Source organism: Candidatus Accumulibacter contiguus (assembly GCF_012940005.1).
Taxonomy (GTDB): Bacteria; Pseudomonadota; Gammaproteobacteria; order Burkholderiales; family Rhodocyclaceae; genus Accumulibacter; species Accumulibacter contiguus.
Genome location: NZ_SPMX01000025.1, coordinates 75,118 through 89,523 on the forward strand (window position 1 = coordinate 75,118; position 14,406 = coordinate 89,523).

The following is a 14,406-nucleotide window of genomic DNA, read 5'->3' on the forward strand; positions in this document are numbered from 1 at the left end:
CCATCGCCGGTCACGCAGGCGTCGTACGCTCCGGGGCGGTCAGGGGCAGGGTCAGCGTAAAGCTTGCCCCGCAAGCGGGCGAACTGGCGACCTCGATCGTCCCGCCGAGAACGCCGGTCACCAGGTTGTAGACGATATATAAGCCCAGGCCGCTGCCACCCTGCCCCAGGCGAGTGGTAAAAAACGGTTCGAAGATGCGGTTGAGCGTGTCGGTGGTGATCCCCACGCCATTGTCGAGATAGCGAAAGAGCACCTGCTTCTCGCCCAGGGCCTGTGCATGCAGTTCGATACGCCCCTGATCGATGCCCACAAAGCCGTGTGTCAGCGAGTTGGCAACCAGGTTGGCAATGACTTGCTCGAGTGGCCCAGGGTAACTGTCCATTGCCAGCCCGTCCGGGATGTCCACTTCGATCCGGTGCTGTGTGTGCTTGAAGGTCAACCGCAGGGTGACCAGCATCTCCTCGATGATCTGGTGCAGATCGAACGAGCGCCGACGGGTGCTGCTCTGGTCTACTGCAACCTGCTTGAAGTGCCCGATCAGATCAGCGGCACGAGCGCTGTTGCGCTCCAGGAGGTCGACGGCTTCGCGACCCCGGGATAGAAACTCGTCCATTTGCGATCGGCGCAGCGTGCTGGTGGCGAAAGCGGCGGCGAATTCGCGCAATTGCGTGGCGAGCAGACTGGCGATGAGGCGCGTGTTGCCCAGGGGAGTGTTCAGTTCGTGCGCAACGCCGGCGACCAGATGGCCGAGTGCTGCCAGCTTTTCCGACTGGACGAGTTGCATCATCGCCCGTCGCAACTCGGCCGTTCGCTCTGCGACCAGTTCCTCGAGATGATCACGGTGCCGCTGCAACTCCTCCTCGGCACGCTTGCGCTCGGTGACATCGAAGATCAGTGACAACAATACCTTTTCCTCGCCAAGACGCAAGGTTTCCGCTGCATAGAGTGCCTCTCGGATATCACCCGTCCTGTTCCGGAAACGCATGGGTGTTTCCGGGAAAAAGCCATCCCTGCGAAGTTTCTCGATCATCCGTTCGCGCGCTCCCGGATCGACCCAGACCCCGAGTTCCTTGGCAGTATGCCCGATCAATTCTTCGCGACCATAGTCCAGCATGCGCTCGAATTTCACGTTGACGTCGATGAAGCGGCTGCTTCCGATTTCCGAAATGCACATCGGCGCCGGACTCAGGTGGAAGGCCTTGGCAAAGCGTTCTTCGCTTTCCCGCAATGCAGCCTCGGCGCGTCTACGCTCGGTGATGTCCAATCCGACACTGAAGATTTCCTGCACCTGGCCTTGAGCATCGCAGATCGCCTTGTTGGTCCAGGCAATCCACACCCGCTCGCCGTTGCGGCACATGTTCTGGTTGCTGTGATGTGCGAACTGCCCAGGGTCACGAACGAGTTCCTGGACGATCGCCCGCAGATCGGTCCCGTCTTCGGTGCACGGCGGGACGATCGTCCCGACCACATGCTGGCCCAGCAGTTCTTCCTCCGGGTAGCCAAAGAACTTCAGGCCGAACTCGTTGATGAAGGTGATCACCCCCTGCGCATTCAGGCGCACGATGATGATGTTGGCGTTCTCGACGAGTTCGCGGTATTTGTGCTCGCTCTCCAGCAGTGCCTGATCCACCTGCTTGCTCGCGGTAATGTCCTGGATCGTACCGATCATCTTGATCGCCACACCGTGCTCATCGAATTCGAGTTCCCCGAGCCCATGCATCCAGCGCTCCTGGCCGTCGCTGTGGCGGAGGATACGGTATTGCCGGTCGAAGCGATTGCCCTTGGCGAGGACGTGGTCGCCGAGATGCTCGAGCATCTCCTTTCTGTCTTCCGGGTGTACCAGGTCGATCCAGCCTGCGACGGTCTTCGGGAAGGAACCGTCAATGCCGAAGATCTGGTCGAGCTTCTCCGAACTGATCCAGGTACCTGTGTGTACGTCGAAATAATAGGAACCCAGGCCACCGACTTCCTGCGATCGTCTGAGAACAAACTCGCTCTCGCGAAGTGCCTTGTCGGCCTGGTCACGCTCGACCCGCACGCGCAGCACCGCGATGCCAAAAGCCAGATCGCCGGCCAGTTCACTCAACAGAACGACTTCATCGCGATCGAAGGCATGCGCTGTTGCCGAGTAGATGCTCAAGGCGCCGAGTGTTCTGGATTGGGCCAGCAGCGGTAACGCACACAGCGCGGCATAGCCGCGTTCGCCAACGGCCACAGATCCGGGCGCGAAGCTCGGATCACTGCCAATATCCTGGATCACGCAGGGTTGGCCGCTGTAAATGACTTTCTCATGAACTCCGCCCGCACGCTCACTGTCCGCCGAATCGATGTTCCACTCGTCGAGAAGACCCTCTTTGCGACTGGAGTGTGCTACCACCGGAGGAAGCGTACGGGCCTTGTCACCCTCGGAGTAAACCACATGGGCCATATGGTAGCCGCCGACTTCAACGATGATCCGGCAGACCGTGTTGACCAATTCGCTTTCGTCAGAGCTGCGGATCAGTACCTGATTGCAGTCGCTGATCATCCGCAATTGCCGGTTGCTCCGGCGCAGCGCTTCTTCGATCTGTTCTCGACGAGCGATATCGTCGATCAGGTGCGCCTGCGCGAGCTGGAGACTATCGAGCATCTTGTTGAACGACTTGGCCAGGCGTGCGGGCTCGTCAGCGCCAACCTCCGGCGCCCGCAGATCGAGCCGCTGCAGACTGACGATGCTGTCCGCCGTTTCGCTCAGGCTTGCCAGCGGCTCGACGATGCGTCCCGACACCCGCTTGCTGACCAGTAGAACCAGTAGCACGACGCTCCGCCGACCAGCAAGTAGCCGGCAATCAGGTAACGCGTGGCGACAGAAACCGTCGCGGAATCGGTGTAGAGCTGCAGTTCGGCATGCAGAGGCCGAAAACTCTCGGGGAGATCCAGACGCCTGGAGGGCATGGGCGAGTCCGTACCACTGCGACATCCCGCGGGAATCGGTATCTCGCGTTCCCCCATCCGCAGCATCAGGCAGCCCCCTTGTCCCATGAGCACGCCGGCATCGCTGAGGAGCGATCCGTACTTGAGTACGGCGACCACGGCGCCTTCGATGCTTCCCGTCGGCGGAAACACGACGGGCGCGACATACAACAGCTGCTCCTGATGAGCCAGCTCTACCTGGGCATGCCCCCCCGCCAGCGCGGCCCCCAGGGCGCCAGAGTCCTGATGATCGAAGTGCAAGTCAGGGGCATTGGCGGCGATCGGCTTGCCCTCGAAATCAACGAGCCACAGCTCGCCATCCCAAGCGCCTGGAACGGTCTGATCGCGCAAGTAAGGAATCAGGTATTGATCGCGGCCCAGAGAATCGACCAGGCCGTTGCTGATGAACGCGTTGGCGGCCATCGCCTTGAGCATTCGATCGAGCGCGCGCACCTCGGATTCAATCTGCCGCGCGACGACTTCAGTCTGGAAGTCAAAGGCAATCCGGGCGTTTTCGGCGATCAGGCGCTGGGAAACCAGGAAGGACAGTGCGGCCAGAAAGATCGCAGCCGCCGATGCCAGCGCCCCCATCAACAGCGCCAGGCGCACAGCGAGGCTTGCCTGGGCGCGTTCGCGCAGCCTCGACAGGAAGTTCACGGTTGCCGCATTCGCCGGCTAACGACGCCCGCGCGCAACCGGGACGATGGCACCATCCGGTGCATAACGGGTCATGATCACGTCGGATTCGCTCAGCGCATCGTGGCGCCCGGCAGCAAAGGGGCGACGATAAGGCTTGATCAGTCCATCGTAGTCGCGCACCTCTTCGAGCGCCTGCCTTACCGCCAGCCGATCGGTCGTCCCGGCCTGGTTGATCGCTCGAGCCAGAATGTGGGTCAGATCGTAGGCATGGGCGAGCCCCGTCGGTGAAGCAATGGCACGCGCATCGGCAAAGCCGAAAAGACGGTTTGCAGCAGCCAGAACCTGGCGCGTGCGCGGCCGCTCATCGCCGATGAAACTGTAGGTCTGAACCATGACGAAGTCCACCTCGGGCAACACCGAGCCCGCAGTCTCGGACATCTGCCCACCCGACACCCCCCAATGGGACAAGACGGGAAGCCGATCGGCTTTCGGCAGGCTCGCCATTTCCTTCAGCAGGATCGTCGCTTCGCGGTCGTTCGCCACCAGCAGGATGGCCTTGGCTCCCAGGCGCTTGAGGTCGAGGTACTTGTCCAGCAGGCTCTGATCCTGCCAGTTGAACCAACGGACGCCGACCAGTTTGAGCTGTGGTCGAGCCTTCGCCGCATAATGTTCCGCCGCAGCCAGATTGCTTCGCCCCCAGGTCGTGTTGAGGGCCATCATTCCGAAAGTTTTGATCCCCTTGCTGCTGCCGTACTGGAGCAAGGCGGGCATGGCATGGCTGTCGCGAAGGGACAGCCGGAAAACATAGTTGGGCGAAAAGCCGTTGTCGGTGATGAGGTCGGCGGCGGCCCAGGGGTCCAGAAGAAGCAGCGGCAAGGCGTGCACGGTCTCCAGCGCCTCGATCACGGTCGGGCTGAATCGACCACAGAACACGGCCACCAGGTCCGATACCTGGGCGAGTTCCCTGAGGTTGCGGATACTGCGCGCGGGGACTGTCCCGTTATCCTTCTTGATCAGCTCGAGCGGTCGCCCCCCGAGAACGCCGCCGCTGCGGTTGATTTCGTCGATGGCGATCAGGATGCCCTGTTCGATCGCCTGCGCCGAGGTACTTCCTGGCCAGGAAAACTCTGCATCGAGACCAATCAGGACCGGCCCTTTTGTCGCCGCGACGCCCGCAGGAAGCGACGTCAGGATCAGCGTCCACAGCAACGAGAGCAGTGCCCAACGCACCAAGATCGTCTTGACCACCATTACCCCCTGGAACCAATGGGAAATCCGATGCCGCCGACAGGCAGTATATGCAGTCCAGTCAAGCGTGGTCAAGATCGAAAGCGTGCTCCATTCTGGCGAAAACGCCCGCTGCGGCAAGCTTGGGGTAGAATCCGTGGCTTCCTGTCTTGCGAAGCCTTGGCATGCAATCCCTCTGGATGATCCTGGCCAGCCTTTTCTTCGCCTGCATGGGAGTATGCGTCAAGCTGGCTGCGGCCACCCATTCTGCCGTGGAGATCGTTTTCTACCGCAGCCTCCTCTCGCTGATCCTGATGTATGCGCTGGTTCGTCTGCGCGGTGTGTCGCTGGCGACGCCGCACTGGCGCTGGCAGATCAGCCGCGGCCTCGTCGGCTTCTCGGCGCTGCTCGCCTACTTCTGGGCGATCACTCTGCTACCACTGGCGACCGCGGTGACGCTCAACTACACTTCGGCGATCTTTCTCGCCATCTACCTGGCGCTCGCCGGCCAGCGCCTGAGCGCCGGCATCTTCGGCGCCCTGCTACTCGGGCTGGTGGGTGTCGGCCTGCTGCTCAAACCCAGCCTGCACGCCGACCAACTGCTCGGCGGCCTGATTGGCCTGGGCTCAGGGGGGCTCGCCGGCATGGCCTATTTCAGTGTCCGCGAACTCGGTGCGCGTGGCGAGCCGGAGAGCCGCACGGTGTTCTATTTTTCATTGGTCTCGTCGGTGTGCAGCAGTTTCGGGCTGCTATTTTCCGAGATTCATCCGATCGAGCTGCAAAGCGGATCGCTGCTGTTCGGCGTGGCGGCTTTCGCCACTGCTGCCCAGTTGGCGATGACCCGCGCCTATGCTGGCGCGAAGCCATTGCTGGCAGCCACCCTGGCTTATAGTACGGTCATTTTTGCCAGTCTGTTCGGCATGCTCCTCTGGCATGAGGCGCACGATGCATGGTCCTGGCTGGCGATCGGCTTGATCGTATTGTCCGGTCTCGCGGCCACGCGTCTCTTGCCCGCCAGGCCGGAACGTTCGCCTGCACCCTGAACATGCAGCCGATCAAGTCGCCGCCTGCACCGTCGCCTTGCGGTCGATCTTGCCCCAGCCCACGAGTACGCCGCGCAGTGAGGTCAGGGTGCTCTTGATGGCCACGTAGTACATCAACTGACGGTAAAAAAATCGCTGCCAGAACAGCCAGATCAGCAGCCACCAGCTCTCTTTGCGCTCCATCGCGAAAGCCAGAATCGCCGCCAGATAATCTACCGTCACGAACAGCGCGTAGTAGAACAGTACCCGCCACAAGGCGTCGGGAGAATACTCATCCGGGTGCTGCCAGTGATTGAACGTTGCCACCCCGAGCGAGCCGATCAACTGCAGGTCCATGATCGGCGAGATCAGCGGGAAGAGGACCTGAAAGAGGATCACATTCGGCAGGGCGATAAAACCCAGCGCGCCGTAGCGCCGACGGAACAACACATCGCGGTGTTTCCATGTCGCCTGCATGGTGCCGTACATCCAGCGGTAGCGCTGGCGGATGAAGCCGCGCACCGTATCGGGGGCCTCGGTCAGCGCTACCGCCTCGTCCTCATAAACGATGGCATAACCGAGCTTGCGAATCGCCAGCGTCAGGTCGGCGTCTTCCGCCAGGGTCACATCGGTAAAGCCACCCACCCGTTCGACCAGTTCGCGCCGCCAGGCCCCTACCGCGCCAGGCACTACGGTGATGCAGTTGAGGACATCGAAGGCGCGCCGGTCGAGATTCTGGCTGGTGATGTACTCCAGCGCCTGCCAGCGGGTCAGCAGATTGATCCGGTTGCCGACCTTGGTGTTACCGGCGACTGCACCGACTGCTGGATCGACGAAATGGCGGACCAGTTTGGCAATCGTGTCGCGGGTGAACAAGGTGTCGGCATCGAGGGCCACCACGATCTCCGCATCGGTCTGCGCCATGCCCAGGGTAAGCGCCGCCGGCTTGCCACCATTGGCTTTGGTGATCACCCGTACGCGCGGATCGTCGGCAAAAGCCGCGCGCGCCACAGGATAAGTGGCGTCGCTGGAACCGTCATCGACGACGATGACCTCGAATTGCCGGGAATGATCGCAAGCCAGCAATGAGGCGATCGTCTGCACGATCACCCTTTCCTCGTTGTACGCCGGGATCACCACCGCGACCGTCGGCGAATACGCCGGATCGAAGACTTCGTGGCGCTGCTGCCAGCGCTGATACAGGGCGAGCGCGCCAACGAACAGCAAGCGCGCGATACCCAGCACGATACCCAGCAGGAACAGCCAGTGGATGGTCGCCGCGGACCAGTTGAGTACACCGAAGGCTAATCCGTCCAACCAGGTCCGCCACTCGCTGTCGGGTGGTAGCAGCGGCATCACTTCGTCGCGGCTGCGTCCGAGCAGTTCGGAGACGCTGACAAAGCGGAAACCCCGTTTCTGCAATTCCTCGACGATTCGGGGGATGGCCTGGATCGTCTGGCTGCGGTCGCCGCCGGAATCGTGCAGCAGGATCATGTTGCCTTCGCCACGCTCGGCTTCCTCGACCGTTCTCCGGACGATCTCGTCCACCCCTGGCCGCTTCCAGTCGTCCGGATCGATCTGCATGCCCACCACGAGATAACCCTGGGCAGCCGCAAGTTCGATCGGGCGCACCTGCTCGATGGTTTCCGGCTCGGCGTCGACCGCATAAGGGGGGCGAAACAACAGCGAATGCCGGCCCACCGTGCTGGCCAGCAGATGCTTGGTTGCCGACAGTTCAAGCTGAAACTGGGTGGCAGAGATGGCCGAGATATTGGGATGGGTGAAGGTGTGATTGCCAATTTCGTGGCCTTCATCGACTTCCCGGCGCAGCAATTCCGGATGCATCTGACCATTGATGCCGATGATGAAGAAGGTCCCCGGTACCCCCGCCTGCCGCAGGGCATCGAGGATTTGCGGCGTGTACAGGGGGTCGGGGCCATCGTCGAAGGTCAGCGCGACCTTGCGTTCGGCACCGCCATGGCGGGTGATGACGTAGGGGGAAGGAAAGGCCGTGAAGTGCTCGGCGCTGATCAGTCCGCGTTTCGGGTCGAAGACGATTTCCCGACTGCCCGCCTGTGGTTGGGCGGTGATTTCGAGCACCTCGCCCTTGCCCTCGTAGTCCACCCCGTAGGGAAAGCGAATGTCGCCCAGTTGGGCGGCGTGCGCCGCATCCAGTGCGCCCGGTTTGCCGAACACCTGCCACAGCGCCGGGTCTTCGCTGCCCAGCCGCCACAGGGCGACGCCGCGCGGCTGTACCGAACGGATGACGACCAACTGGTTGAACGCGGTTACTGCATCGAGCATCCACACCTGGTGAATGCGGTCGTTGTCGTCGGCGTACTCGAAGGTCGGGTTGAGCGAGACCGGATCGAGCCGGATCCTGCCTTCGGATTCCTTGGCGACCAGGACCGCCTCCTCGAAGGTCCGTTCCTCGGTGGGGCGACCCTTCTGCCAGTCGTAAGCGTAATTGCCGATGGCCACGATCATCTTGTCGAGGGGAATGTCGCGCTGTCGCTGACGCAGCACCGAGGCGAACCAGGGCAGGCTGGAAATCGGACCCGGCCCACTGTCATTCCAGTGCTCGTCGTAGGCCATGAGAATCAGGTGGTCCGCGTGCGGCACCAATCTGCGGTAATCGAAAGCGGCGTCGTTGGCCGGCACATTCACCGAAACCGACAGGTTTCTTGGGTGCATTGCGGCGTACAGTTCGGCCATGAAGCGCTGAAAATCGGGCTGCGCCCTGGGCGGAATATTCTCGAAGTCGATGCTGATCCCGTCAAAGTGATGACTCTCGACATAGGCGGTCAGTTGTGCGATGGTGCGCGCCCGTGCCGCCGGTTTGGCCAGCATCCGCGCCAGTTTGACGCCCTCCCATTCATGACCGTTCCAGTTGTTGACCAGCGGCACGATCGACGCCTCGGGACGACGGCTGCGGATGTACGCAGCCACTTGCGCCGTGCGCGTCGGATCATTTTCGCGCAGCGAACCGTCCTCGTCCGCCAGGTGCAGCCATTCGGCGATCACCGTGTCCAGGCTGTCGAGGTTCTGCTTGAGCGAACTCATGCTGGCGTCGTCCCAGTTGACGAAAAAGCCGATGGCCAGCGTTTGCCGGTTCGGCAGCAGGCCCGGCTTGTGGGGCTGCACCAGCCATTGTTGCAGGCTGGCCGCGCGCGCGCGCTCCAGCCTGATCTGCTCACTACGCAAGGTGCGCTCACGGCGGGTCAAGGGACGCTCGGGGGAGAGCGTGGGTACGGCCGGCAGGGCGTGGGCGCCTTGCGGCAGAAAACTGACGCTTGGCAGATGCAGCGACGGCAGTACCGGACTGGCGAGAATGCTCAGGACGAGCATGACCAGCAACAAAGACAGCGTCAGGCCGAGCAGCGTCACTCCCGCCCGCAAACGCGGCCAGCGCTTGTGGGCGGGATCGAAGAAGACCGGCTTGCCGGACACGCCGTTGGTCACTGCAGTTGCTGGAGAATCACCGGGTAATGGCAGAGACATTCTGGAATGGTCGCTTTCTGGAAAGGTTGGCCTGGTTTCACATCAACGCACGCGCACGGGCGTATCTGGCCGGGCGGGCGGCCCCCCACTGCGGATCACCGTCAGGGACCAGGGCGGCAATTGCAGTTCTAGTGGGGCATGCGCGCGCAGCACGCGGTGCTCGGGAGGCCGACTGCGGCGCGGGCGACCGTGCTTGCCTTGCGCCCGCCATTGGTACTGGGCAGCGGAAAACTGGAACAGGTCGGCCGGGCCTTGCAGCCACGCGACCGCATCCGGCTCCGGTCCGGCGAAGCGCAGCGCGACCGACCACGGTTGCGTCGGGTCCTTGTTGACCAGCAGCACCGCCCAGAGCCCGTCGGGGCGCTGCAGTGCATAAGCGCTCAAGGGTGGCGTATCGGTGCTTTCGCCATCCACTCGTGCGGGATAGAGCCAGTGCGCCTGGGTCGGGTTCCCGGCCCATTGCCGTGCCAGCAGCCTGGCACCGTGATAGGTGGCGGTACGCGCCAGGATGTTTCGCTTCTGGTCGGAGACGAACAGGGTATTGTTGCCCCAGGTCTCACAATCAACCTGCGGTTCCCGATCGAGGGGGCTGGGTTCGTAACCGTACAGATAGGCAGCACTGCCACCCTGGGTCAGGAAGGTGCCGACCACGTCGGCGTTGAACAGGGCGCCGGCCAGGTCGACTTCCGCCTGCGTGGCAAAGGCCGAGTAGCCGTACTCGGTGATCAACAGCGGCGTCGAGCGCGGCAGACCCTGCTGGTAGAGGTTCGCCATGGCCTCGGCGAGCCGCGCCGGCGCCTGCTGCAAGTACGGCGCCACCGGCGCGCAGACGTCGTCGAACGGGTACCACTCGAACGACAGGAATCCCAGATCGTCCGCTCGCCCACGCGCCTGCAGATAGCTCAGCAAGCGGGCCAGCCACGGCCGGTCGGGAGCAACCGAAGTGCCGGCCCAGGCCATCATTGGCTCATCCCACAAGGACTGGAAGGATGGCCCACCGAGCGGTACTGCCGCATCGACCGCACGCAGCGCGTCCACCGCTTGCAGATACAAGGCCCCATAGTCCTCCGGAGCAATGTACTGGCCATCCGGTTCCTCGCCGAGTTCGATGCCGCGCAGCGGATAGCCGCGCCGCTTCAGATAGCGCAGCAGGGCGGCGGCGTTGTCCGGCGTATCGTAGAGCACCCCGACGGGAACCAGCATCGGCAAGCCATGCGTCAGCCCGCTGGCGAACACCCGGTCAATGCCGGCCTGCTCGACGTCGGGGTCCAGGTCGGTCGCACGGTGCCATGGGTCGGTGGATGAAACGAAAAAGTGGGTCTGCTGCTTGCGGCTGGCGGCATGGCGGACGGCATCCCGCAACTCGCCATCGGCACCCAAGGTGCCGATGGACACCTCGCGGACCGCGTAGCCGAGAGCATCGCGCGGGTCGCTGGCTCCCGGTGGGGCCGACGCCGATGATGCTTCGAGCAACACCCGCAGGTAACGTGCCGGCCGTGCATCGGGTGCCAGGCGCAGAATTCCGTCACCGCCACCACCTGCGGTCACCATACCTTCGGGAAAGGTTCGCCATTGACCCTCGGGATACCCATCCGGAAGGTCCTGGTCTTCGCCATCCCAGTACTGCACCGAATAGCGCACGGCATACGGTATCCCCCAGGAGATACGGATCGCATTCACCGGTATTTTCTGTCCCAGATCAGCGATCAGCCATTGCGGGTGCCGGTCCTCTCCCGTGTAGCGGCGATCCAGATAGGGGTTGCTCTTCCAGAAGGTATCGGGGTCGCCGTCAGCCAGTCGCGAATAACCATTGTCTTCGGCCTGGTCGATGGTATTTCCTCGCCGTGGCAGCCGGTAACCAAAGGAGGTCAGGATCGGAGCGCCAGGGTGATCGTTGGAGGTCCAGTAACCTTGGGCGTTCTTGCGGTCACTCCAGTGGCCGCGCGGATTCCAGTGCCAGGCCTCGATACCGAGTTCGGTGCGCAGGCGGTAAGTCAGCGGACGCAGACCGACCGAGCGCATGGCGCGCAAGGTGGCGGGGCGATAAATGGCGCTCGCGTCGCCGCGCGCGTGCCCGTCCACACCGGCGCCGAGAGCGACAGCCGGAGTGAAGGTGTTGACGGGGCCGGCCCCGAGGTCAATGGTCACTTGAGCCGACGCCACTGCCCCTGCCGGCGTCGAACCGGCGGAGAGAACGGCAAGAACCAGTATGGCGAGCAGGCGGAAGGGAAAATCAGCAATCATTGCTTACTCGGACCAGTGAGCGTAGAAAACCGCCGTGAGTTCAGGCTGGAGAATCGGGGATCAAAACCGGTCGTTTTCACCGGTGCGCGATGATACGCATTTTGCCCCGTCCGCCGCAAGAAATCAGCGGTTTGCCGGTTGAACGGCCGGCAAGACCCGGCAAGGCTAGCGTCTTTCTGTTAGAATCGTGGCGTCGACTCTGTCGGCAGGCGCAAAACGACCATCCAAGAGAGTAATTCGCGGTTCACCTCGCCACCCTACCATCGAGATATGACCACTTCGTCACACTCCTCTTTCATCATCGTCGGTCTTACCATCGCAGGCAAGCGGTTCCGCCCCAGCGACTGGGCCGAAAGACTTTGCGGTGTTCTCTCGGCTTTTGGCGCCGAAAAGAAGATGCGCTATTCGCCCTACGTTTCTCCAATAAACTACAAAGGCGAGAAAGCCGTTTTCGTAAATGGCCGATTGTACGAAGTGGAGCCCATGGCCTATCGCTTCGTCCTGCACTTCGCACAAGACAACGATCTGCAACTGATCCAGGACGTCGCCGCGACGGCTGTCGGCCAGAACAACCCCTCCTAGTAGCTCGTCGGAATCATGATTTTCATCATCGGGGGTGCCTGGAGAAGTCATGACCGTTAGTTTGGTGATCTTCCCGCTCACCACCTGCAAGGAGAAACCTGGGCAGGACTTCCGGCGGTAGCTGCAGGCGGTCGAGCAAGGTGTCGCGGCTGATGTGCAGCAGACTCTGGATGGCAGTGAGGTCATCCGGGATCGCTGGATTATTCCAGCCATCAGTCGAGTGGCGGGCAAGCTTGACCGCCAGCTGCACGTTCTGGACCCTTGGCAGATGGGCGCTGTCGCCGCCCATCAGGGTGGTCAGCAGCACGGGCAGGTGCCAGGCGCGGCAGAGGGCCAGCTGCAGATCGGCCAGCTTGACTCCGAGCACTTCCTGTTGGACATTGGCGCTGTGCAGCCTGCGGTCGGCCTGCAGTCGGGAGCGAATCTCGATCGCCAGATCCGGAGCAAAACACCACAGCAGAATCTCCGCCAGGTCGTGCAGCAGCGCGGCGAGAGCGACTTCCTCGACGTTCATGTCGTGCCGCGCGAATGCCCAGTCGTGTGCATAGTGCGCTGCACGCTGCATCCGCAGGATCACCTGCAGGACGCCCAGCAGGGCTTGCCGCTGACCTTGCAACATCGTTTCGAGGGTGAGTGCTTGCTCGAACATCCGGAAGAAAGGGTCGACGCCAAGCATCATCACTGCGCTGGCAATGTTCGTGATGTCACTGTGCAGGTGGCCGTGACCAACGTCCTGAATATAGGCCAGCACACGGATGGCCAACAGCGGATCCTGCAAAACGATGTTGGTGATGTCGCGACCGCTGACCTGGTCGATCTGTTGCCGTGCCTGGTCGAGACGGCGCGCCGTCTGGCGCAGAATCGGCAATTCCGTTCTGCTGACAAAGGCCAGCCAGCCTGCAAGGTCTTGTGGCAAGGGCTCAAGCATGGGCTGGGCCTTTTTTCAGAAACGCTCGTCGGCGCGCAGATAACGCCATTGTCCGGCAGCCAGCTTGCCGAGTGAGACGCTGCCGATACGCACGCGTTTGATTTCGGTGACGCGCAAACCGACCTGTTCGCACATGCCCTGAATCTGCCGCTTTCTGTTTTCGTGCAGAACGAAACGCAGTTGTTGCTCGCTCAGCCACGAGACCTGTGCGCGCAGCAGTTTGACCTTGTCCAGCGACAGGCCATGTCTGAGCCGCTCCAGACCATCCGCCGACAACTCGCCCTCGACGCGGACGTGGTATTCCTTCTCGAGTCTTGCATCACCTCCTGTCAGGCGGCGTGCGACACTGCCTTCCTGAGTGAACACCAGCATGCCGCCCTCGTCGGCATCGAGTTTGCCGGCCAGCGCCAGGCCGCGCAGATGCGTGGCCTGGAAACGGAAGGTGCTGCTGTCTTCTGCCCAGTGCTTGTCGGGACGGATCAGTGCGACGGCATGATCGTCCTCGGCAGCGACCGGGTGGCACGGCTTGTTGAACAGGATCGTGACACTTTCGCTGGGGTGCTTTTTCGCTGCGTCCTGGATCCTGATCTTTGCCTTCGGGTTGACGCGTGCGCCGAGGCGGGTGATGACCTCGCCGTCTACGCTGACCCAGCCGTTCTCGATCCATTCGTCAGCTTCGCGGCGGGAGCACGCGGCGATTTCGCTGACCAGTTTTGCCAGCCGCGGCGATTCCTTTGCCAAGCCGCGTGGCGTGCTGGAGGTCACTGCCGGCGTGGCAGCCGGCGCTTCTGCCGGTCGTTGCACCTGCGCTTCTGCTGCGACTGCCGGGGAGACTCTCTCGCCGAGTGCCGGTGCGTCACGGCTGGCGCGCTGCGGCGCCGGGGGAAAGGCGCGCGCGCCAGTGCTGCGGGCTATGCCGCGTTGCGGATAGGTCTTCTTCGCCTGTTGGCTGGGCCGGGCCGGGCTGGCTGCCTGGCTATCGGTGGTTGTGCCGCGAGGTTCCGGGGCTGGCACTGTGCTTTCCTGCCTCGTCGGAAACGCGGCTGTGAATTGCTCGACCGGGCTGGCCGCTTCCCTCGGGAGTTCGTTGCGGAAACGTGCCGGGCTGGTGTTTCTCTGACCGGGCTTGCCGCTTGGCGCAGCCGGTACTGGCGATTGGCTGTCGGCACGCCGCGCGCTGGTGTGCTTTGCTGTCTGGGAGCTACCGCGAATCGGTTTGCGGGTGGCTGCCCGGGTGTCGCCGACGGCAGCAGCAGGCTTTTTGTTGGGCAGCTTCAGAGTGGTGCGGGGCATGGCGTGGCTTTCCGTTGG

At 62.7% G+C, this 14,406-nt stretch carries 9 protein-coding genes; 2 read left to right on the plus strand and 7 right to left on the minus strand.

What is annotated here, in order from left to right; genetic code table 11:
* Positions 1 to 10: 10 nt before the first annotated feature.
* Genes E4Q08_RS10505 through E4Q08_RS10515 form a run of 3 tightly spaced genes read right to left on the minus strand, consistent with a single transcriptional unit; the run spans position 11 to position 4,821 of the window.
* Entirely contained in the window at positions 11 to 2,797 is a 2,787-nt protein-coding gene (locus tag E4Q08_RS10505; protein WP_169070351.1) for a PAS domain S-box protein, read from the minus strand.
* Complete coding sequence (locus E4Q08_RS10510; RefSeq protein ID WP_169070352.1) at positions 2,731 to 3,609, minus strand: hypothetical protein; 879 nt, start codon at positions 3,607 to 3,609, stop codon at positions 2,731 to 2,733. The genes E4Q08_RS10505 and E4Q08_RS10510 overlap by 67 nt, the downstream gene beginning before the upstream one ends.
* A gap of 18 nt (positions 3,610 to 3,627) precedes the next feature.
* Positions 3,628 to 4,821, minus strand: coding sequence for an ABC transporter substrate-binding protein (locus E4Q08_RS10515; RefSeq protein WP_308240103.1), 1,194 nt, complete (start codon positions 4,819 to 4,821; stop codon positions 3,628 to 3,630).
* 182 nt (positions 4,822 to 5,003) lie between these two features.
* On the opposite strand from E4Q08_RS10515, the gene E4Q08_RS10520 reads away from it, so the two are divergent.
* Positions 5,004 to 5,861: a DMT family transporter gene (locus E4Q08_RS10520; protein WP_169070354.1), complete on the plus strand. Its 858-nt coding sequence runs from the start codon at positions 5,004 to 5,006 to the stop codon at positions 5,859 to 5,861.
* A gap of 12 nt (positions 5,862 to 5,873) precedes the next feature.
* On the opposite strand, the gene E4Q08_RS10525 is transcribed toward E4Q08_RS10520, so the two are convergent.
* Positions 5,874 to 9,302 (minus strand): trifunctional glycoside hydrolase family 18/polysaccharide deacetylase/glycosyltransferase family 2 protein, encoded by a 3,429-nt coding sequence (locus E4Q08_RS10525; RefSeq protein ID WP_308240104.1) that lies wholly within the window; start codon positions 9,300 to 9,302, stop codon positions 5,874 to 5,876.
* 81 nt (positions 9,303 to 9,383) lie between these two features.
* Positions 9,384 to 11,585, minus strand: a complete 2,202-nt coding sequence (locus E4Q08_RS10530) for a discoidin domain-containing protein (RefSeq protein WP_169070356.1) — start codon at positions 11,583 to 11,585, stop codon at positions 9,384 to 9,386.
* Positions 11,586 to 11,855: 270 nt separating this feature from the next.
* Between E4Q08_RS10530 and E4Q08_RS10535 the strand changes: the two genes are divergently transcribed.
* Positions 11,856 to 12,167 carry a DUF3579 domain-containing protein gene (locus E4Q08_RS10535; protein ID WP_034914206.1) on the plus strand — a complete coding sequence of 104 codons (312 nt, stop codon included), beginning with the start codon at positions 11,856 to 11,858 and terminating at the stop codon, positions 12,165 to 12,167.
* A 25-nt stretch (positions 12,168 to 12,192) separates the two neighbouring features.
* On the opposite strand, the gene E4Q08_RS10540 is transcribed toward E4Q08_RS10535, so the two are convergent.
* Positions 12,193 to 13,095 carry an HDOD domain-containing protein gene (locus E4Q08_RS10540; protein ID WP_169070357.1) on the minus strand — a complete coding sequence of 301 codons (903 nt, stop codon included), beginning with the start codon at positions 13,093 to 13,095 and terminating at the stop codon, positions 12,193 to 12,195.
* A 15-nt stretch (positions 13,096 to 13,110) separates the two neighbouring features.
* Positions 13,111 to 14,388, minus strand: coding sequence for a pseudouridine synthase (locus E4Q08_RS10545; RefSeq protein ID WP_169070358.1), 1,278 nt, complete (start codon positions 14,386 to 14,388; stop codon positions 13,111 to 13,113).
* Positions 14,389 to 14,406: the final 18 nt, after the last annotated feature.